General features: G+C 69.0%; 20 protein-coding genes. 13 read left to right on the top strand and 7 right to left on the bottom strand.

All coding sequences use genetic code 11. From position 1 onward, the window contains the following. Nucleotides 1-51 precede the first annotated feature (51 nt). The 10 genes from AC1D1T_RS19380 (at nucleotide 52) to AC1D1T_RS19425 (ending at nucleotide 10,011) form a co-directional block, all read left to right on the top strand. Nucleotides 52-1,899: an acyl-CoA dehydrogenase family protein gene (locus tag AC1D1T_RS19380; protein WP_477827133.1), complete on the top strand. Its 1,848-nt coding sequence runs from the start codon at nucleotides 52-54 to the stop codon at nucleotides 1,897-1,899. A gap of 17 nt (nucleotides 1,900-1,916) precedes the next feature. Then, nucleotides 1,917-2,108, top strand: a complete 192-nt coding sequence (locus tag AC1D1T_RS19385; RefSeq protein WP_052212934.1) for a hypothetical protein — start codon at nucleotides 1,917-1,919, stop codon at nucleotides 2,106-2,108. Between the two features lie 20 nt (nucleotides 2,109-2,128). Next, nucleotides 2,129-4,117 (top strand): M3 family metallopeptidase, encoded by a 1,989-nt coding sequence (locus tag AC1D1T_RS19390; RefSeq protein ID WP_477827132.1) that lies wholly within the window; start codon nucleotides 2,129-2,131, stop codon nucleotides 4,115-4,117. Between the two features lie 12 nt (nucleotides 4,118-4,129). Then, nucleotides 4,130-4,921 (top strand): SDR family oxidoreductase, encoded by a 792-nt coding sequence (locus AC1D1T_RS19395; RefSeq protein ID WP_465111950.1) that lies wholly within the window; start codon nucleotides 4,130-4,132, stop codon nucleotides 4,919-4,921. 21 nt (nucleotides 4,922-4,942) lie between these two features. Beyond that, entirely contained in the window at nucleotides 4,943-5,386 is a 444-nt protein-coding gene (locus AC1D1T_RS19400) for a PaaI family thioesterase (protein ID WP_047510313.1), read from the top strand. Nucleotides 5,387-5,416: 30 nt separating this feature from the next. Further along, nucleotides 5,417-6,433 carry an NADP-dependent oxidoreductase gene (locus tag AC1D1T_RS19405; protein WP_477992327.1) on the top strand — a complete coding sequence of 339 codons (1,017 nt, stop codon included), beginning with the start codon at nucleotides 5,417-5,419 and terminating at the stop codon, nucleotides 6,431-6,433. A gap of 30 nt (nucleotides 6,434-6,463) precedes the next feature. Further along, complete coding sequence (locus AC1D1T_RS19410; protein WP_477828122.1) at nucleotides 6,464-7,555, top strand: fatty acid desaturase family protein; 1,092 nt, start codon at nucleotides 6,464-6,466, stop codon at nucleotides 7,553-7,555. A gap of 4 nt (nucleotides 7,556-7,559) precedes the next feature. Then, nucleotides 7,560-8,498 carry a glutathione S-transferase family protein gene (locus AC1D1T_RS19415; RefSeq protein ID WP_477843750.1) on the top strand — a complete coding sequence of 313 codons (939 nt, stop codon included), beginning with the start codon at nucleotides 7,560-7,562 and terminating at the stop codon, nucleotides 8,496-8,498. Further along, nucleotides 8,495-9,403 carry an SDR family oxidoreductase gene (locus AC1D1T_RS19420; protein WP_477992328.1) on the top strand — a complete coding sequence of 303 codons (909 nt, stop codon included), beginning with the start codon at nucleotides 8,495-8,497 and terminating at the stop codon, nucleotides 9,401-9,403. The genes AC1D1T_RS19415 and AC1D1T_RS19420 overlap by 4 nt, the downstream gene beginning before the upstream one ends. Before the next feature lie 158 nt (nucleotides 9,404-9,561). Continuing rightward, the gene (locus AC1D1T_RS19425) at nucleotides 9,562-10,011 is read left to right on the top strand and encodes a nuclear transport factor 2 family protein (protein WP_477992332.1); all 450 of its coding nucleotides are present in this window, start codon (nucleotides 9,562-9,564) and stop codon (nucleotides 10,009-10,011) included. 54 nt (nucleotides 10,012-10,065) lie between these two features. Here AC1D1T_RS19425 and AC1D1T_RS19430 read toward each other — a convergent pair whose 3' ends face one another. The 6 genes from AC1D1T_RS19430 to AC1D1T_RS19455 all read right to left on the bottom strand — a co-directional run bounded on the left by AC1D1T_RS19430 (nucleotide 10,066) and on the right by AC1D1T_RS19455 (nucleotide 14,349). Further along, entirely contained in the window at nucleotides 10,066-10,443 is a 378-nt protein-coding gene (locus AC1D1T_RS19430; RefSeq protein WP_477826966.1) for a type II toxin-antitoxin system VapC family toxin, read from the bottom strand. 8 nt (nucleotides 10,444-10,451) lie between these two features. After that, nucleotides 10,452-10,862 carry a hypothetical protein gene (locus AC1D1T_RS19435; RefSeq protein WP_477843746.1) on the bottom strand — a complete coding sequence of 137 codons (411 nt, stop codon included), beginning with the start codon at nucleotides 10,860-10,862 and terminating at the stop codon, nucleotides 10,452-10,454. 91 nt (nucleotides 10,863-10,953) lie between these two features. After that, on the bottom strand, nucleotides 10,954-11,202 hold the full coding sequence (locus AC1D1T_RS19440) for a hypothetical protein (protein ID WP_477826964.1): 249 nt from the start codon (nucleotides 11,200-11,202) through the stop codon (nucleotides 10,954-10,956). Continuing rightward, nucleotides 11,195-12,574 carry a serine hydrolase domain-containing protein gene (locus AC1D1T_RS19445; protein ID WP_477826963.1) on the bottom strand — a complete coding sequence of 460 codons (1,380 nt, stop codon included), beginning with the start codon at nucleotides 12,572-12,574 and terminating at the stop codon, nucleotides 11,195-11,197. Before AC1D1T_RS19445 ends, AC1D1T_RS19440 begins: the two co-directional genes overlap by 8 nt. Before the next feature lie 13 nt (nucleotides 12,575-12,587). After that, on the bottom strand, nucleotides 12,588-13,355 hold the full coding sequence (locus AC1D1T_RS19450; RefSeq protein WP_477992329.1) for a hypothetical protein: 768 nt from the start codon (nucleotides 13,353-13,355) through the stop codon (nucleotides 12,588-12,590). Between the two features lie 61 nt (nucleotides 13,356-13,416). Next, entirely contained in the window at nucleotides 13,417-14,349 is a 933-nt protein-coding gene (locus AC1D1T_RS19455) for a hypothetical protein (RefSeq protein ID WP_477826658.1), read from the bottom strand. A gap of 148 nt (nucleotides 14,350-14,497) precedes the next feature. Here AC1D1T_RS19455 and zwf point away from each other — a divergent pair, with 148 nt between their 5' ends. Continuing rightward, nucleotides 14,498-15,970 carry a glucose-6-phosphate dehydrogenase gene (gene zwf, locus AC1D1T_RS19460; RefSeq protein ID WP_047510330.1) on the top strand — a complete coding sequence of 491 codons (1,473 nt, stop codon included), beginning with the start codon at nucleotides 14,498-14,500 and terminating at the stop codon, nucleotides 15,968-15,970. Between the two features lie 12 nt (nucleotides 15,971-15,982). Here the strand turns inward: zwf and AC1D1T_RS19465 are convergent, their stop codons facing one another. Continuing rightward, nucleotides 15,983-16,186, bottom strand: a complete 204-nt coding sequence (locus AC1D1T_RS19465) for a hypothetical protein (RefSeq protein WP_477992330.1) — start codon at nucleotides 16,184-16,186, stop codon at nucleotides 15,983-15,985. Between the two features lie 135 nt (nucleotides 16,187-16,321). Between AC1D1T_RS19465 and deoC the strand changes: the two genes are divergently transcribed. After that, on the top strand, nucleotides 16,322-17,104 hold the full coding sequence (gene deoC / locus AC1D1T_RS19470) for a deoxyribose-phosphate aldolase (protein WP_477839235.1): 783 nt from the start codon (nucleotides 16,322-16,324) through the stop codon (nucleotides 17,102-17,104). Continuing rightward, a partial coding sequence (locus AC1D1T_RS19475; protein ID WP_477992331.1) for a thymidine phosphorylase occupies nucleotides 17,104-18,121 on the top strand: 1,018 nt, incomplete at its 3' end. The genes deoC and AC1D1T_RS19475, both read left to right, overlap by 1 nt.

The following is an 18,121-nucleotide window of genomic DNA, read 5'->3' on the forward strand; positions in this document are numbered from 1 at the left end:
AGTCGCCCCCAGCGCATTCCGCCACCCGCCGCGCCGCACCGAAAGACCCCCATGAGACAGACACTCGACTTCTTCCTGTACGACTGGCTCCAGGTCGACACCCTGCGCCACCGCAGTCGCTTCGCCGACCATTCGCGCGACACCTTCGACGCCGTACTCGATACCTGCGAACGCATCGCGCGCGAGAAGTTCGCGCCGTTCAACCGGATCACGGATACCGAAGAGCCTCGCTTCGACGGCGAACGCGTGATCCAGCCGCAAGCCACGCATGAGGCCTCGCGCGCCTACGTGGAGTCCGGCATGCTCGCCGCCGCGCAGGACTACGAGATCGGCGGCATGCAACTGCCCTGCGTCATCGAGATGGCCGCCAACGGCTTCTTCGCGAAAGGCGGCATCGGCATGGGCGGCGGGGGCATGCTCACCAGCGGCAATGCCAACCTGCTGATGGCGCATGGCACCGCGCTGCAAAAGGACGTGTTCGCGAAGAACGAGTTCTCGGGGCGCTTTTTCGGCACCATGTGCCTCAGCGAGCCGCAGGCCGGGTCCAGCCTGTCCGACATCGTCACCCGCGCCACGCCCGATGGCCCCGAGGCGGCAAGCGATCCACTCGGTCCCCGCTATCGCCTGCGCGGCAACAAGATGTGGATCTCGAACGGYGAGCATGAGCTGGCCGAGAACATCGTCCACCTCGTGCTCGCGAAGATCCCCGGCCCCGACGGCGCACTCGTTCCCGGCACGCGCGGCATCTCGCTGTTCGTCGTGCCGAAGAAGCTCGTCGACGCCGAGGGGCAACTCACCGGCGAGCGCAATGACGTGGCACTCGCCGGGCTCAACCACAAGCTCGGCTACCGCGGGATTCCGAACACGCTGCTGAACTTCGGCGAAGGAAAGTTTCCGGTCCGCGGGTCTGCCGGTGCCATCGGCTACCTCGTCGGCCAGCCCGGCGAGGGCCTGCGCTGCATGTTCCACATGATGAACGAGGCGCGCATCGGCGTCGGGCTCGGCGCCACGATGCTCGGCCAAGCCGGCTACGAAGCGAGCCTCGACTATGCGCGCGGCCGCCCGCAAGGCCGCCCCATCGGCCCCGGCGGCAAGGACGCGACGCGGCCACAGGTGCCGATCATCCAGCACGCCGACGTCAAACGCATGCTGCTCGCGCAGAAGAGCTACTGCGAAGGCGCGCTCGCGCTCGAGCTCTACTGCGCCCGCCTCGTCGACGAACTGCACACCGCGCCGCCCGAGATCGCCGCCGAAGCAGGGCTGCTGCTGGAGATGCTCACCCCCATCGCGAAGAGCTGGCCCAGCGAATGGTGCCTGGAAGCCAACAGCCTCGCGATCCAGGTGCTCGGCGGCTACGGCTACACCCGCGACTACCCGGTCGAACAGTACTGGCGCGACAACCGCCTCAACATGATCCACGAGGGCACCCACGGCATCCAGGCGCTCGACCTGCTCGGGCGCAAGGTCGTGATGGATGGCGGCAAGGGCCTGATGCTGCTCGCCAACAAGCTCAACGCGACGATCCAGCGCGCGCTGATGCTGCCCACGCTCGCCGAGCACGCCAACGCACTGGCCGGCGCGCTGAAGGCGCTGGGCAACGCCACCAAGGCTGCCTGGGCCAGCGGCGTGCCCGAGGAGGCGCTCGCCAATGCCACGCCCTACCTGCAGGCCTTCGGGCACACGGTGCTGGCCTGGGTCTGGCTGGATGTCTCGATCTGCGCACAGGAGCACCTGGAACAAGCCACCGCGGCCGGGCAGGGCGACACCGCGCTGCTGCACGGCAAGCTCGCCGCCGCCCGCTTCTTCTTCCGCTACGAACTGCCCAAAGTCCCCGCCTGGTTGAAGGTGGTCGAGACGCGGGACGATACTTGCCGTTCCATGAACGACGCCTGGTTCTGACACCGGGCCGGATTGCAATGAAGACTTCAACGGTCGAAACCCTCGTCTGGGTGCTGATCTACGGCGGGCTGCTGGGCGTGGGCCTCGGGCTCGCCGTGCAGCGCTACCAGGAGCCGCTGGGCTGGGGCATCGCGGTGACCGGCGCGGTCGTCGCGGCCGTCGGCGTCGTGCTCATCTACGTGCGCTCGCGCATGAAAAGCCCCACCTGAACCCCTTGAACCGCATTCCCATGGCATTCCACCTGTCCCTCTCGACGCTCGTGCTGGTGGCCGGCACGGCCCTGGCCGCCGAGCCGGCCACGCCGTCGTACGTCTTCCCCGAGTTCCGCACCGGCGCGCAGGCCGACGCCGCGTGCAAGACCCTGATCGCCAGCGCCCGTGCCGACGAGAAGCGGCTGCAGGCGCTGCCGCCGGACCGGGCCGGCACGCTGCTCGCCGAGCTCGACGGCATGAACCGGGCCTATGAAGACACCGTCGGCCCGCTGTCGCTGCTGAACGCGGTGCACCCCGACAAGGCGGTGCGCGACGCGGCCGATGCCTGCGACCTCGGCTACCAGACTTTCCGCAACGGCTTCCTGCAGAACCCGAAGCTCTACGCGCTGCTGAAGCAGGTGAAGCCCGCCGACGACATCGACGCCCGCCTGCTGCGCGACACGCTCGATGCGTTCGAGGACGCCGGCGTCGCGCTGACGCCCGCCCGCCAGGCGCGCGCGAAGAAGGTCAGCACCGAGATCACCCGGCTCGGCCAGCTGTTCGACCGCCGCATCCGCGACGACAAGACGCGCGTCGCGTTCGCGCCCGACGAACTCGACGGCGTGCCGGCCGAGGCGCTGAAAGACCGCCAGCGCGATGCCAAGGGCCGCTACGTGTTCGGCCTCGACTACCCGAGCTACGACGCGATCATCGAGAACGCGACCCTGGGCGCCACCCGCGAGCGCATGTGGCGTGCCTTCCAGGGCCTGGGCGGCGCGGCCAACCTGAAGACGCTGCAGCAGCTCGGCCAGCTGCGCCGCGAGTATGCGCAGCTGTTCGGCCTGGCGTCGTACGCCGATTTCTCGATGCGCCGCCGCATGGCCGGCAACGCCGCCGCGGTGCAGGCCTTCCTCGGCACCGTGAAGGACGCCGTCGCGCAGCGCGAGGTGGCCGACCTCGGCCTGCTGCGCGAAGCGAAGGCGCGCGACCTGAAGCAGTCGGTCGAGGCGACCACCGTGAACCGCTGGGATGTCACCTACTACACGTTCCGCGAGCGCCGCAACCGCTTCCAGCTCGACGCCGAGGAGTTCCGCAGCTACTTCCCGCCGCAGGCCAGCCTCGACTTCGTGTTCCGCGTCGCCGGCCAGCTGTTCGGCGTGCAGTTCGAGGCGCTGAAGCAGCCGCTGTGGCACGCGGACGCGCAGTCGTTCGAGGTGCGCGATGTCGCGAGCAGGAAGGTGCTGGGCACGCTGTTCGTCGACCTGTACCCGCGCGAGGGCAAGTACAACCACGCGGCGGTGTGGAGCTTCCGCAACCCGTCGACGCTCGCGGGCCGCACGCCGGCGGCGGGTCTGGTCGTCAACTTCAACCGCAAGGGCCTGAACATCGACGAGCTGGAGACGCTGCTGCACGAGTTCGGCCACGCGATGCACGGCCTGCTGTCGAACACCCGCTACGCCACGCAGGGCGGCACCAACGTGCAGCTCGATTTCGTCGAGGCGCCGTCGCAGATGCTCGAGGACTGGGTCTATGACGCGCGCGTGCTGGCGCTGTTCAAGGAGGTCTGCCCGACCTGCAAGCCGGCGCCGGACGACCTGGTGGCGCGGGCCTCGAAGGCGCGCGATTTCGCGAAGGGCATCGCGGTGGCGCGCCAGCACCTGTATGCGAGCTACGACCTCGCGCTGTACGCGAAGGACGCGCCCGAGCCGATGGCCACCTGGCAGCGCATGGAAGGCGCGACGCCGCTCGGCCATGTGAAGGGCAGCATGTTCCCCGCCGGCTTCTCGCACATCGCGACCGGCTATGCCTCGGGCTACTACGGCTACCTGTGGAGCCTGGTGCTGGCCGAGGACCTGCGCACCGCGTTCGCCGCCGACAAGCTGAGCAGCGAGGTCGGCATGCGCTACCGCGAGCAGGTGCTGTCGCAGGGCGGCCAGGTGGCGCCGGCGCAGCTGATGCGCAACTTCCTGGGCCGCGAGACGAACAGCGATGCGTTCTTCAAATCCCTCAACAGGCACAACGACTAGGAGATCGAATCCATGAGCACACCTGTCCAGACCCTCCTGAGCCTCGAAGGCAAGACCGCGCTGGTGACGGGCGGTTCGCGCGGGCTCGGGCTGCAGATCGCCGAATCGCTGGGCGAGGCAGGCGCGAAGATCCTGCTGACCTCGCGCAAGGCGGCTGACCTGGAAGAGGCCGCTGCCCACCTGCAGGCGCGCGGCATCGACACCCGATGGGTGGCGGCCGACGCGAGCCAGCCGGACGAGATCCAGCGCGTGGCCAGCGAGGCGATGCAGCGGCTCGGCAAGGTCGACATCCTCGTCAACAACGCCGGTGCCACCTGGGGCGCGCCGGCCGAGGAGTACCCGCTGGAGGCCTGGGACAAGGTGATGAACCTGAACATCCGCAGCATCTTCCTGATGAGCCAGGCGATCGGGCGGCTCAGCATGATCCCGCGCCTGTCGGGCCGCATCATCAACGTCGCGTCGATCGCCGGGCTGTCGGGCTCGCCGTCGACGATGAAGTACATCGCCTACGGCACCAGCAAGGGCGCGGTCGTCAACTTCACGCGCACGCTGGCGGCGGAGTGGGGCCGCTACGGCATCACGGTGAATGCGCTGGCGCCGGGCATGTTCCCGAGCAAGATGACGGCCGGCACGATCGCCAAGGTGGGCGTCGAGGCGCTGGCGACCGGCGCGCCGCTCGGCCGCATCGGCGACGACGACGACCTGAAGGGCGCGGCACTGTTGTTCGCGTCGGCGGCCGGCAAGCACATCACCGGGCAGATCCTCGCGGTCGACGGCGGCGTGAGTGCCGTGCATGGACACTGAGAGCAGGGGACATTGACCACGATGGAATTTCCGGTCCACATCCCCTTCGTCGAGCAACTCGGCTTCGAGCTGCTGAGGTTCGAGAACGGCGAGGCCGAGATCGGCCTGACGCTGCGCGACGAGCTGTGCAATTCATGGAGCGTCGCGCATGGCGGCGTCACGATGACCTTGCTCGATGTCGCGATGGCGCATGCCGCGCGCAGCAGCTCGATCAAACCGGGCGGGCAGCCGGGCGGCACCGGCGTCGTGACGATCGAGATGAAGACCAGCTTCATGCGCCCCGGCCTCGGCCGCATCGTCGGGCACGGCAAGCTGCTGCACGCGACCGCATCGCTCGCGTTCTGCGAGGGCAGGGTGGTCGATGCGAACGGCGAGCTGCTCGCCAGCGCGAGCGGCACCTTCAAGTACCTGCAAGGGCTTCCGGCGGGGGGACGCAAGATCCACCGCTCGAACGCCTCCGATTGATCCGAAGACACCACAGACAGGAGACATGCCATGACCACCAACCAGCAGATCGTCCTCGCGTCGCGCCCCGACAAGGAGGCTGTCGCAGGCAACTTCCGGCTCGAATCGAAGCCGTTGCCGGCACTGGCCGACAACCAGGTGCTGGTGCGCCACCACTACCTGTCGCTCGACCCGTACATGCGCGGGCGCATGAACGCCGGCAAGAGCTACGCGCAGCCGCAGCCGCTGGACCAGGTGATGATCGGCGGCACCGCCGGCGAGGTGGTCGAGTCGCGCCACCCCGGCTTCAAGGCCGGCGACAAGGTCGTGGGCATGGGCGGCTGGCAGCAGTACGGCGTGGTCGATGCGAGCCAGCCCGGCATGCTGCGCAAGGTCGACACCACGCACATCCCGCTGTCGGCGTATCTCGGCGCGGTCGGCATGCCGGGCGTCACCGCGTGGTATGGGCTGGTGAAGATCTGCACGCCGAAGGCCGGCGAGACCGTCGTCGTCAGCGCGGCCAGCGGTGCCGTCGGCGGCGCGGTGGGGCAGCTGGCCAAGGTGCGCGGTTGCCGCGCGGTCGGCATCGCCGGCGGGCCCGACAAGTGCCGCTACGTGGTCGACGAGCTGGGTTTCGATGCCTGCGTCGACTACAAGGCGCACCGCGACCCGAAGGCGCTGTACGCCGCGCTGAAGGAGGCCACGCCGGACGGCGTCGACGGCTACTTCGAGAACGTCGGCGGGCTGATGCTCGACACCGTGCTCGCGCGCATGAATGCGTTCGGCCGCGTTGCGCTGTGCGGGATGATCTCCGGCTACGACGGGCAGCCGATCCCGCTCACCTACCCGCAGCTGATCCTGCAGTCGCGGCTGAAGCTCGAGGGCTTCATCGTCAGCGAGCACATGGGCGTGTGGCCCGAGGCGCTGAAGGAACTGGGCACGCTGGTGGCGACCGGCAAGCTGAAGTACCGCGAGACGGTGGCGCAGGGGATCGAGTCGGCGCCGGAGGCGTTCCTCGGGCTGCTGAAGGGCGCCAATTTCGGGAAGCAGCTCGTCAAGCTGGTCTGAACCCGGGACACCGTCGGAGGTCGAACTTCGATGAACACCTCAAGCACTCCCGTCGCGGGGGAGGAATTCCGCGAAGACCTGCGGCCGATCGAGCCGCCGCGCACCGCCGCGGCGCGCGTGGCCGGCTCGGGCAATGCGGCGGCACGCCGCATCCTGAACGCCGGCGAGATCGCGTCGCTGACGCAGTTGAACGACTGGCGCTCGCTGGGCGCGGTGGGGGTCACGTTCGGCAGCATTGCGCTGGCGGTGGCTGCGGCCTTGCTCACCTGGGGCATGCCGTGGGGCTGGGCGATCGCGATCCTCGCGGTGGGGGTGATCGGCGTGCACCAGCACGGCCTGTTCATCCTGGCGCACGAATCGGCGCACTACCGGCTGTTCAGCCACCGCGGCGTCAACGATGCGGTGGGCCGGCTGATCGGCATGGCCGGCGGCATCTCGATGTGCACCTACCGCGTGATCCACCGGCTGCACCACAACAACCTCTACACGGCGGAAGACCCCGACACGGCCATCCACGGCGGTTATCCGCGTGGCGTGGGGTACCTGTGGAAGAAGCTGGGCCAGGACCTGGTCGGCTGGAATGCGTGGAAGACCTTCGCGTACTTCTTCGGCGCGCCGGCACTCAATGACGTGACGCAGAAGGCGGCCCGGCCGCTGGACGACACCTCGCCGCAGCTGCGTGCCAGCGCGCGGCGCGACCGCTGGGCGGTGGTGGCGTTTCAGGTGGCGGCGCCGCTGCTCTGCTGGGCCTTCGGCGGCGGCCGCGGCCTGCTGCAATACGCCATCCTGTGGATGCTGCCGCTGCTGACGGTGCTGCAACCGATCCTGCGGCTGCGCGCGATCATGGAGCACGGCGGCGTGACCGACCTGTCGTCGCCGCTGACGGCGGCGCGCAGCAACCGCACGAGCGGCAGTGTCGCCAACGTGATGGGCCGGGCGCTGCTGTTCCCGCACCATGTGAACTACCACCTGGAGCATCACCTGTACCCCGCCGTGCCGCACTACCACCTGCCTCGCCTGCATCGCCTGCTGGTGGAGAAGGGTGCCTTGCACCAGGCCGAGGTTCGCGATGTGCGCGGTACCTGGCGGATCATCTTTGCGCCGCGGGCGCCGAAGGGGTGAGACGATGACCGACCTGATCCTGCATCACTACGACGGCTCGCCGTTCTCCGAGAAGATCCGCCTGATCCTCGGCTTCAAGGGGCTGGCGTGGAAATCGGTCAAGGTGCCGGTGATGCTGCCCAAGCCCGACGTCGTTGCGTTGACCGGTGGCTACCGCCGCACGCCGTTCCTGCAGATCGGGGCCGACATCTGGTGCGACACCGCACTGATGGCCCGCGTGATCGACACGCTGGCGCCCAAGCCGGCGCTCTATCCGCATGCCGCCGGCGAACTGCAGCACCTCGTCGCGCAGTGGGCCGATTCGACGCTGTTCTGGACGGCGATCCCGTACACGATGCAGCCGGCCGGCGTGGCCCACATCTTCGAAGGGGCGCCACCCGAGTTCCTGAAGGCCTTCGGTGCGGATCGCGCCGCGATGACCGCCGGCATGCGCCGCGTGACCACCGCCGATGCCGCCGTGCAACTGCAGAGCTACTTCAGTTGGCTCGAATCGCAGGTGGCCGATGGCCGGCCGTTCTTGATGGGCGCGCAGCCCTGCATCGCGGATTTCTCGGTCGCGCAATCGCTGTGGTACGTGCGCCGCGCGCCGCCCGTCGCGACCATCCTCGCGCCGTTCCAGAAGCTGATCGGCTGGTACGAGCGGGTCGCGGCGTTCGGGCACGGCACGGTCGAGAAGATGACGAGTGCCGACGCGCTCGACATCGCCGCGCGCACCACCGGGCACGTGCCGACGAAGGTGGAGCCCGGCCTCGGCTTCGACGCCGGTACGGCCGTCACCGTGATGCCCACCGATTACGCGCCCGATCCGGTGGCCGGCGCGCTGGTCGGGCTCACGGCGCACGAGGTCGTCATCGAGCGGCGCGACGAGCGCGGCGGGCTGCTGCACGTGCATTTCCCACGCATCGGCTACCAGGTCAAGAAGGTTTCAACGGAGACGACATGAAGAACTTCAAGGGTGGCACCGCCGTCATCACCGGCGCGGGTTCGGGGTTCGGGCTCGAGGCTTCGCGCATCGCCGCGCGATTGGGCATGAACGTCGTGATGGCCGACGTGCAGCAGGACGCGCTCGATGCCGCGGCGGCCGAGATCCGCAGCCTCGGCGCGCAGGTGCTCGCGCAGCGGATCGATGTCGCGAAGGCGGCCGAGGTCGAGGCGCTGGGCGCGGCCACCTTCGAGCGCTTCGGCGCGCCGAACTTCGTCTTCAACAACGCCGGCGTCGGGGCCGGCGGGCTGATCTGGGAACACACGCTGAAGGACTGGGAGTGGGTCGTCGGCGTCAACCTGATGGGCGTCGCGCACGGCGTGCGGGTCTTCACGCCGATGATGCTGGAGGCTGCAGGGAAAGATCCCGCGTGGCGCGGCCACATCGTCAACACCGCGTCGATGGCCGGCATGGTGTGCGCACCCAACATGGGCGTCTACAACGTGACCAAGCATGCGGTCGTTGCGCTCAGCGAGACGCTCTACCAGGACCTGCGCCTCGTCACCGACCAGGTGAGCGCCTCGGTGCTGTGCCCGTTCTTCGTGCCCACCGGCATCCACCAGAGCCATCGCAACCGGCCGGCCGACCTGCGCGACGGCGCCGTGAAGCCCACGAAGAGCCAGCTGATCGCGCAGRCGATGAGCAACAAGGCGGTGACCAGCGGCAAGCTCAGCGCCGCCGACGTGGCGCAGATGGTGTTCGATGCGATTGCCARTGACCGCTTCTACATCTTCAGCCACCCGAAGAGCCTCGCCAGCGTGCAGACGCGGCTCGAGGACATCATGACGCCGCGCAACCCGACCGATCCGTTCGCGCAGAAGCCGGAGCTGGGTGAGGAACTGAAGGCGGCACTGCGTACGGCATAACTCGTCATACAACTGATCCATCGCGATCCCCGATACCCAGGGCTAACCCGCATGGCAGCGGGCACATCGGTCTCCTCATAATGCGGCCCGTTTCGCAGTTGTACGATGACGTACGACATCCGATCCGGCCTCATGACCCCCTGAAGGAGACGACGATGATGAAGATCAAGACCATGCTTGGCGTGCTGGCCGGCAGCCTGGCGCTGTGCGCCTGTTCGGTGATGCCCGCCGGCAGCGGTGGCGCGAACGATTCAGCCGTGGCCGCGGCCGAGAAGCTGCGCGTCGCGATGGTCGACCCCGACCAGGCGGTGCTGAGCGTGCTGGTGGYCGATGAGCTGAGCTACGGCCACTCGGGTGGCAGGATCGACACGAAGGCGAGCTTCATCGGCGACCTGGTGGCCGGTAACTCCGATTTCGTCAGCATCGACATCAGCGACCAGACGGTCAAGGTGGTGCAGGACGTCACGATCATCCGCCACACGCTGGTCGCCAAGACCAACGACCGCGGCGTGGCCGGCAACGTCAAGCTGCACGTGCTGCAGGTGTGGCAACGCCAGGGCGGCGCATGGAAGCTGCTGGCTCGCCAGGCGGTGCGGCCGCCGGCGTGATGCGAGGGGTTGGCCTGCGGCGTGTGTCATGCCGCAGGTCGGCCCTTTGGCAGATCAAGGCTCGAACGCCTCGATCTGCATCTCAGGCACTGCATGGAAGTGCTTGCGATTGCCGGTCAGCAGCACGGCCTGATGTTCGACCGCGGTCGCCGCGATGAGCGCATCAGCCAGCCGCAGACCATGCGACAACGCCATCGCTTCGACAAGTTCTGTCGCGCGCTGCGAGATGGCCGGTGTCAGCGGGACGATTTCCGTGCGTCTCGCGGCCAGGCTTTTCTTCAGCTGCAGCAGCTCTCGCTTGTTTCGGCAACCCTGGGCGAGCTCGATGTACGTCACCACCGACATGCGCCATGGGCGAATATGGCCCAGACGCCGGGCCGCGCCGACATGACCACGCGTGTGCCACACCAGCACATCTGAATCGATCAGCATCGGCAACCTCAGTCGTTGCGTGGCGTGCCGTCCGCGTTGAAACGCGAGGCACGAATCGATCGGATGTAGCCCTCGACATCTTTCATGTCTTCGCGATCACGCCACATGCCGAACAGCGGGTCGTCGGTGGGCGTGTCCGAAGTGTCTGTCTGCTGCGATATGTCGGCTTCAGCCTCAATGTGCACGGTGACCAACCCGCTTCCAGTTGGCGTCAATTGAGCACGCCACTGCGCCGGGAGTTCGGCAACGGGAACATGTTTGATGACGACGGGATTCATGGAGGTCCTCGCATCGAGTTGCATTCGCGGCGCACCGCGGCGCTCTGACTGGCACTCGACCTTACCACCGGTGTGGGACGGGTTGAGGGTTGCCACGGATGGATTGATCTGGGCGTTCGAGAAGTTGGTGTTGTCGCGCATGAGCTTGAGGGGAAGTGTTCTCCGAGTCTCGATGTCGAAAGTCGAGGCTTGAAGGAGAAGCCCCTTACGCCGACGCGCCTTCGCGCATCGATCAGGGTCGCGCCTCGACCCCAGGGCCCATCCGTTGATCGACCCATTTCAGGCCGGCCTGCCGCGCGTGCAGGGCGGCCTGTTCCGCTTCCGGGAACACCGTCGAGCCCACGTCGACGCTGAACTGGTCGCGGTGCGCGCCGAAGCTGTGGACCACCTGCAGCCGCGCGTTGAAGCCGCCACCGGCGGAGGGGCGCGGCGTGAAGTCGAGGTCGTGGCCGCGGTAGGTTTCGTGGAAGGCTTCAGGCATCGGCGGCCCCGCCTTCCCGCGCCGACAACTCCTTCGCGACCCGCCGCTCCGACAGCATCTTCGTGCCGCCGAGCCAGAACTCGTGGGCCGCGCCGCGCGCGTCGTGCTGCAGGCGCACCGTCTCGCCATGGTTGCCGAAGGCACCGGCCAGCGTGATGCGGCCGCGGTTGCGGCTGTCGGGCACGAACTCGGTGGCGTCGAGCATCGGATTGGCGAGGGCCGGGTTCGCGACCAGCACCTTGCCGTCCATCGGCAGCAGGTCGCTCGCCCCCCACAGCGTCCACCAGCGACCCGACCAGGCGGCTGCGCGCTTCGACGGCGCACCGTGCACCGCATGCGCACGCAGCACCTGCAGCGCGCCATCGACCCACAGGTTCGACATGCCGTCGGCCGCGTTGGTCAGCACCGTGACCGTGAGGCCCTGCGCCGGCACGCAGGCGGTGCGCGTCAGCGTGCCCTGGAAGCCGCCGGTGTGGCCGAACCATTCCCAGTCCGCCACCGAACCGCACATCGTGCCCAGGCCGTAGCTGCGGTTGAGGCTGGAATACGGGTCGGGCCACTGCCGGTGCCACATCAGGCGGCGGCTCGCCTTGCCGATCACGCCGCGCTTCGCCTGCGGCGACAGGCTGCCGAAGAAGCGCGCCAGGTCGCCCGCGGTGCTGACGAAGCCGGTGGCCGAGGCCAGTGCGTTCGTCGGGTTGTCGCCGGTGATCACCACGCGGCGGCCCAGCGGCCACTTCGCGCTGTGGCCGTTGGCGAAGGGCAGGGCATCGTCGATCGGTGCATCGGGCGAGGTGGCTGCAAGGCCGGCCGGTGCGATGACCTCGCGCCGCATCCAGTCGACATAAGGTTCGCCGGTGACGGCTTCGATCGCGAGGCCCAGCAGCCCATAGCCGTGGTTCGAATACTTCAACCGGGTGCTGGCATCGATCACCAGCCCGCCGGCCAGGTCGGCGCGCAGCGCGGCCTCGTCGAGAAAGGTGCGCCTGTCCTGCCATTGACCGGCGTCGGTGCCGTCGCGCACCAGGCCTGCGGTGTGCGACAGCAGCTGTGCCAGCGTGGTGGCGGCCACGTCGCGGTGCAGGCCGCCCACGTGCCGGCCGATGCGGTCGTCGAGCTGCAGGCGCCCGGCCTCGCGCAGCTTCATGATCGCGACCGTGGTGAAGGTCTTCGAGTGCGAGGCCACGCGGAAGCGGTGCTGCGGCGTGAGCGCCGTGCCCTGCGCGAGGTTCGCGTACCCGAAGGCGTGTTCGAGCACCAGCTTGCCGTCGTGCGCCACCGCGATCGCACAGCCCGGCTGCTCGCTGACGCGCATCTGGTGTTCCAGCCAGCGAGGCAGGTAGTCCAGCGCTGCACCCAACCATCGTTTCATCGGATTCCCTTGTTCATGAGGCACACCCCGCATCCTTCAGCATCTTCAAGGTCGCCGCATCCGGCACCCCCGCCGCATCGATCCGCGGCACCCACACCGCGGGCGCCGACAACTGCTGCGCATCCATCGGCTCGATCGCGATCTGCTCCGGCTTGATCGCGAGACCCAGCGGCTGCGCCAGCGAGATCAGCAGCGACTTCAGCTCCTTGTCGGCCGCGTCCTTCATCTGCGCATGCGTGGCCGGCGTGCGCAGCCGGTCGTGGGCCTGGCTCAGCGCGAGCGCGGTGGCGTAGACCAGCACCTCGTTCTGCCGCGCGTACTCGTCGACGAACACGCCTTTCTCGACCGTCTCGAAGCGGAAGCTCTGCGTCGCCACCGACGGGCAGCCCACCAGCTGCACCGGCGGCGCCTTGAACAGCAGGCCGCCGTCCGGCGTCTTCGCGAGCGACCAGGTGCCGCGCTTCGCGAGGTCGTAGCCGTACGCGTAGTGCGTCTCGTAGCTCAGCGTGCCGGTCGAGTCCTTGTTGATGTTGTTGAAGCTCAGGAAGCGCAGCAGCTCGGCCAGGCGCGGCCAGCCGGTCTTCAGCGTCCAGTTGACGCGCTGCTGGCTGCTGGCTTCCACCAGGATCAGCTTCTGCGCCGGCACGATCAACTCCGACAGCACCTGCGCCCGGTCGATCTCGGCGCACACCGGGCACTGGTGCCGCCCCTGGTGATACGCGGCCCAGGCCACGAGCAGGAAGCTCAGGCCGCCCAGCAACGCCCACTTGATGCCTTGCATCCGCTCTCCCGTCATGCGCAACGGATGCAGTATGCCCGCGTGGGGCTGCGGCCTCAGTGCTTCAGAAGAAGAAGCAGTAGGTCGTGGTGGACGGGCAGAAGACCTCGTCGACGTAGGTGCGCCGGTCCAGCAACTGGAAGCGGAACTCGTCGATCGTGAACGACAGGATCAGGTCGCTCGAGTAGGCGAGGTGGGCGTAGCCCTTGGGCCCGGTGATGTAGTGCTTGGGGTCGCCGATCGTCACGCTGAAGCTGGTCTTGTTGAACAGGTTGGCGAGCCGGCCGCGCACCTGTGCGCCGTAGTCGATGCCGTTGAACAGCAGCGCGCCGTCCGGGATCGAATCGATGCCGGCGAAGTGGATCGGCTGCAGCGAGCCGATGCTGTTCAGCGAGTTGTAGGCCTCCTGGGTCTTCTGGGCGAGCACCTGGTCCGCGAGCCGGGTGATCAGCGTGTCGACGACGATGTTGACGATCGGCACCCAGTCCACGTTGGTCGAGCACGAGTAGCTGCTCGACAGCGTGAAGTTCTGGACGCCGGTGACGGTGAACGTGCCCGCCACCGGATCCACCGTGCCGGTGACTGTCGTCCCCGGGTTGTTGCGCACCTGGATCGAGCAGGTCGCCGTGATGCCGAACTTCGATTGCTTGACCGTCAGCCCCGCATTCAGCTGCAGGCCCGAGAACGAGGCCACGCCGTTGTTGAGCGCGAACGTCACGGGCCCGCTGACGCTGGCACTGCCGCTGCCCGCCTGGTAGCCATCGACGGTCTGCAGCATCGCGACAACCGGCGGCGCGATCGCCGCCTTCAACGTGCTCATGAACTTCTGCTGCGCGCGGATGACGCCGCCATAGACGTTGGGGCTGGTCGACGTCTGCTGATACTCCGCATAGCCGACATTCGGTATGCCGAGCGAGCCCTGGTACACCACCGTCTCGGCGGTTGCGAAGCCGGATGCCAGCGCAAGCGCGGCGGCAAGACATAGTTTTCGAATCATTGGAATCCTCCTTGTCGTCCGGATCGGACACGCGGATGCTTCCAGATCGGCGTGCCGGATTCATGCTCTGCGTTGAGGTTGGTGATTCGCGTGGCCTGTGGCAAGCTCCGTTGCCATCCGCTCCGCGCGCTCGATCGAGACCCCACCCATGGCCAAGATCCCACCGGGCGTCGGCCCGCGCTTCCCGCAGGTCGTCGTGCTGTTCGGCGCCACCGGCGACCTCGCACGGCGCAAGCTGCTGCCGGGGCTCTACCACCTGTCGGCAGCGGGCTTCATCCCGGGCTGCCGCATCATCGGCGTCTCGCTCGACGACATCGATGCCGACGGCTTTCGCGCCGCGGCCCGCGCCGCGCTCGGCGAGTTCGCGAGCCGCAAGGTCACCGAATCCGACTGGGCGCAGTTCTCGCAAAGCCTCGACTACGTGCCGCTCGCGGCCGGCGCGCCTGCGCTGCGCGCCGCGGTCGAGGCCGCCGAGCGCAGCCTGGGCGGCCCGGGCGACGAGATGCGCCGCCTGCACTACCTGAGCGTGCCGCCCAACGCCGCGCTGCCGGCGGTGCAGATGCTCGGCGAGGCGGGCCTGGTGGAGCGCTCGCGCATCGTGATGGAGAAGCCCTTCGGCACCGACCTCGCGAGCGCCGTCACGCTGAACGCGCGGTTGCACGAGACCTTCGCCGAGGAGCAGATCTTCCGCATCGACCACTTCCTCGGCAAGGAGCCGGCGCAGAACATCCTCGCGTTCCGCTTCGCCAACGGGCTGTTCGAGCCGATCTGGAACCGCAACTTCATCGACCACGTGCAGATCGACGTGCCCGAGACGCTCGGCCTGGGCACGCGCGCCGGCTTCTACGAGCAGACCGGCGCGTACCGCGACATGGTGGTCACGCACCTGTTCCAGATCCTCGCCTTCATGGCGATGGAGCCGCCCACTGCGCTCGAGCCGGCACCGATCAGCGAGGAGAAGAACAAGGTCTTCCGCAGCATGCTGCCGATCCAGCCGGCCGACGTGGTGCGCGGCCAGTACGCCGGCTACCGCGACGAACCCGGCGTCGACCGCGAATCCGAGGCCGAGACCTTCATCGCGCTGAAGTGCTACATCGACAACTGGCGCTGGGCCGGCGTGCCGTTCTTCCTGCGCACCGGCAAGCGCATGGCCGAGGGCCAGCGCATCATCTCGATCGCGTTCCGCGAGCCGCCGAAGAGCATGTTTCCGCCCGGCTCCGGCGTCGGTGCGCAAGGCCCCGACCACCTCACGTTCGACCTCGCCGATGCGTCGAAGATGTCGCTGTCGTTCTATGGCAAGCGCCCCGGGCCGGGCATGCGGCTGGACAAGCTGAGCCTGCAGTTCGCGATGCACGACACCGGCCTGATCGGCGAGGTGCTCGAGGCCTACGAGCGGCTGATCCTCGACGCGATGCGCGGCGACCGCACGCTGTTCACCACCGCCGAGGGCATCGAGCGGCTGTGGCAGGTGTCGACGCAGCTGCTCGAGTCGCCGCCGCCGGTGCGGCTCTACCCGCCGGGCTCGTGGGGGCCGAAGTCGATCCACCAGCTGATCGCGCCGCACGCGTGGCGGCTGCCGTTCGAGCGCGCGTGGCGCGATCCGAACAAGACCGGGAACTGATCAGGGAACGGATCAGAACGCCGACGGGTACTCGACCGCCGGGTCGAGGAAGTACTCGGCGGCCGCCGCGGGCGGCATGTGACCCCAGGCTTGCCAGAGGTCGGTTGCGAAGCCGGCGGCCATGGCCGGGCTCATCAGCCTGGAGGCCACCATCAGTTCCGCGGCGACCTGTTCGATCCAGGTCTGGCGGTCGRGGAGGGGAGAGAGCGTTTGCATGGGGTGGATTCTTCGGTGGGACGCGGCGGCTGCCAATCCGCAGGAAGCGGGCCCCCGGAAGAGGGGACTGTCGCCGGGCCCCGCGGCCGCCGCATCCATCAGTTTGTGGATGGACGGACGCGCCACAATCGGTGCATGAGCATCCCCTCTCTCCCTGCAGCCGACGCCGCGCGCCTCGCGCTGCGCTGCCTCGACCTGACCTCGCTGAAGGACGACGACACGCCGGCCTCGATCGAGGCGCTGGCCGACCAGGCCCGCACGCCGCACGGTGCGCCGGCTGCGCTGTGCGTCTATCCGGCCTTCGTGCCGGCGGCGAAGCGCCGGCTGGCCGCGCTGGGGCTGGCGGCGGTGCGGGTGGCGACGGTCGTCAACTTCCCGCGCGGCGAAGCGTCCCCCGAGGCGGTGGCGGCGCAGATCGCCGTGGCCCGCGACGCCGGCGCCGACGAGATCGACACGGTGTTCCCGTGGCGCGCACTGCAGGCGGGCGATGCCCAGGCCGGCGCGGCACTGGTCGCAGCCTGCCGCCGCGCCTGCGGGCCGCTGCCGCTGAAGGTGATCCTCGAGACCGGTGAGCTGCAGCGGCCCGAGCTGATCCGCCAGGCCAGCGAGATCGCGCTGCGCGAGGGCGCCGATTTCCTGAAGACCTCCACCGGCAAGGTGGCCGTCAACGCGACGCCGCAGGCCGTCGAGCTGATGGGCGACGTGATCCGCGCGCGCGGCACCCGCGCCGGGCTGAAGGTGGCCGGTGGCGTGTCGGCGATCGCCGACGTGCAGCGCTACCTCGCGCTCGCCGCCGAGGTGTATGGCGCCGATCGCCTCGGCCCCGACACGCTGCGCTTCGGTGCGTCGAGCCTGCTGGCGGTGCTGCTGGCGGCGATCGACGGCGGGCCGGCGCCGGTGCGCGTGAGCGGCTACTGATGGCCGGGTTGCTGCCCCAGGAAACCATCCGCCGCAAGCGCGACGGCCATGCGTTGGGCGATGCCGAGCTGCGCGCGTTCGCACAGGGCATCGCGAACGAATCCGTCAGCGAGGCGCAGATCGCCGCGTTCGCGATGGCGGTGTGCTGGCGCGGCATGGACACCGCCGAGGCGGTCTCGCTGACCCTGGCGATGCGCGACAGCGGCAGCGTGCTGCGCTGGGCCGATGAGGCGCTGCCCGGTCCGGTGCTCGACAAGCATTCCACCGGCGGCGTCGGCGACACCGTGTCGCTGATGCTCGGCCCGATGCTCGCGGCCTGTGGCGGCTTCGTGCCGATGATCTCCGGCCGCGGCCTGGGCCACACCGGCGGCACGCTCGACAAGCTGGAGGCGATCCCCGGCTACCGCGCGGGCGTGCCGGTCGAGCAGCTGCGGCGCGTCGTGCGCGAGGCCGGCGTCGCGATCGTCGGTGCCGGCGACACGCTCGCGCCGGCCGACCGCCGCTTCTACGCGGTGCGCGACGTGACGGCCACCGTCGAATCGGTGCCGCTGATCACCGCCTCGATCCTGTCGAAGAAGCTGGCCGCCGGCCTCGGCGCGCTGGTGCTCGACGTGAAGTTCGGCAACGGCGCCTTCATGCAGGACCTGGCGCGCGCACGCGAGCTGGCGCGCAGCCTGGTCGAGGTCGGCTGCGGCGCCGGGCTGCCGACGCAGGTGCTGCTGACCGACATGAACCAGGCGCTCGCGCCGGCCGCCGGCAACGCGCTGGAGGTGCAGGTGGCGCTGGACTACCTGCGCGGCACGGCGCGGCCGGCGCGGCTGCACGAGGTGGTGATGGCGCTCGGCGCGGCGGTGCTGCAGCAGGCCGGGCTGGCAGCCGATGACGCCGAGGCGCGCATGCGGCTGCTGCGCGCACTCGACAGCGGATCGGCCGCCGAACGCTTCGCGCGCATGGTGGCGGGGCTGGGCGGGCCGGCCGACGTGCTCGCGAACCCCGGGCTGCCGCAGGCCGCGGTCG

It is taken from the genome of Rhizobacter sp. P2_H3 (assembly GCF_056403355.1).

What these genes read in the sequence shown, in the direction of transcription:
- AC1D1T_RS19435 (WP_477843746.1), bottom strand. Translation starts at nt 10,862, where the DNA reads ATGCGCGACAACACCAACTTCTCGAACGCCCAGATCAATCCATCCGTG.
- AC1D1T_RS19450 (WP_477992329.1), bottom strand. Translation starts at nt 13,355, where the DNA reads ATGCAAGGCATCAAGTGGGCGTTGCTGGGCGGCCTGAGCTTCCTGCTC.
- zwf (WP_047510330.1), top strand. Translation starts at nt 14,498, where the DNA reads ATGGCCAAGATCCCACCGGGCGTCGGCCCGCGCTTCCCGCAGGTCGTC.
- AC1D1T_RS19405 (WP_477992327.1), top strand. Translation starts at nt 5,417, where the DNA reads ATGACCACCAACCAGCAGATCGTCCTCGCGTCGCGCCCCGACAAGGAG.
- AC1D1T_RS19400 (WP_047510313.1), top strand. Translation starts at nt 4,943, where the DNA reads ATGGAATTTCCGGTCCACATCCCCTTCGTCGAGCAACTCGGCTTCGAG.
- AC1D1T_RS19390 (WP_477827132.1), top strand. Translation starts at nt 2,129, where the DNA reads ATGGCATTCCACCTGTCCCTCTCGACGCTCGTGCTGGTGGCCGGCACG.
- AC1D1T_RS19395 (WP_465111950.1), top strand. Translation starts at nt 4,130, where the DNA reads ATGAGCACACCTGTCCAGACCCTCCTGAGCCTCGAAGGCAAGACCGCG.
- AC1D1T_RS19440 (WP_477826964.1), bottom strand. Translation starts at nt 11,202, where the DNA reads ATGCCTGAAGCCTTCCACGAAACCTACCGCGGCCACGACCTCGACTTC.
- AC1D1T_RS19430 (WP_477826966.1), bottom strand. Translation starts at nt 10,443, where the DNA reads ATGCTGATCGATTCAGATGTGCTGGTGTGGCACACGCGTGGTCATGTC.
- AC1D1T_RS19410 (WP_477828122.1), top strand. Translation starts at nt 6,464, where the DNA reads ATGAACACCTCAAGCACTCCCGTCGCGGGGGAGGAATTCCGCGAAGAC.
- AC1D1T_RS19415 (WP_477843750.1), top strand. Translation starts at nt 7,560, where the DNA reads ATGACCGACCTGATCCTGCATCACTACGACGGCTCGCCGTTCTCCGAG.
- deoC (WP_477839235.1), top strand. Translation starts at nt 16,322, where the DNA reads ATGAGCATCCCCTCTCTCCCTGCAGCCGACGCCGCGCGCCTCGCGCTG.
- AC1D1T_RS19445 (WP_477826963.1), bottom strand. Translation starts at nt 12,574, where the DNA reads ATGAAACGATGGTTGGGTGCAGCGCTGGACTACCTGCCTCGCTGGCTG.
- AC1D1T_RS19385 (WP_052212934.1), top strand. Translation starts at nt 1,917, where the DNA reads ATGAAGACTTCAACGGTCGAAACCCTCGTCTGGGTGCTGATCTACGGC.
- AC1D1T_RS19455 (WP_477826658.1), bottom strand. Translation starts at nt 14,349, where the DNA reads ATGATTCGAAAACTATGTCTTGCCGCCGCGCTTGCGCTGGCATCCGGC.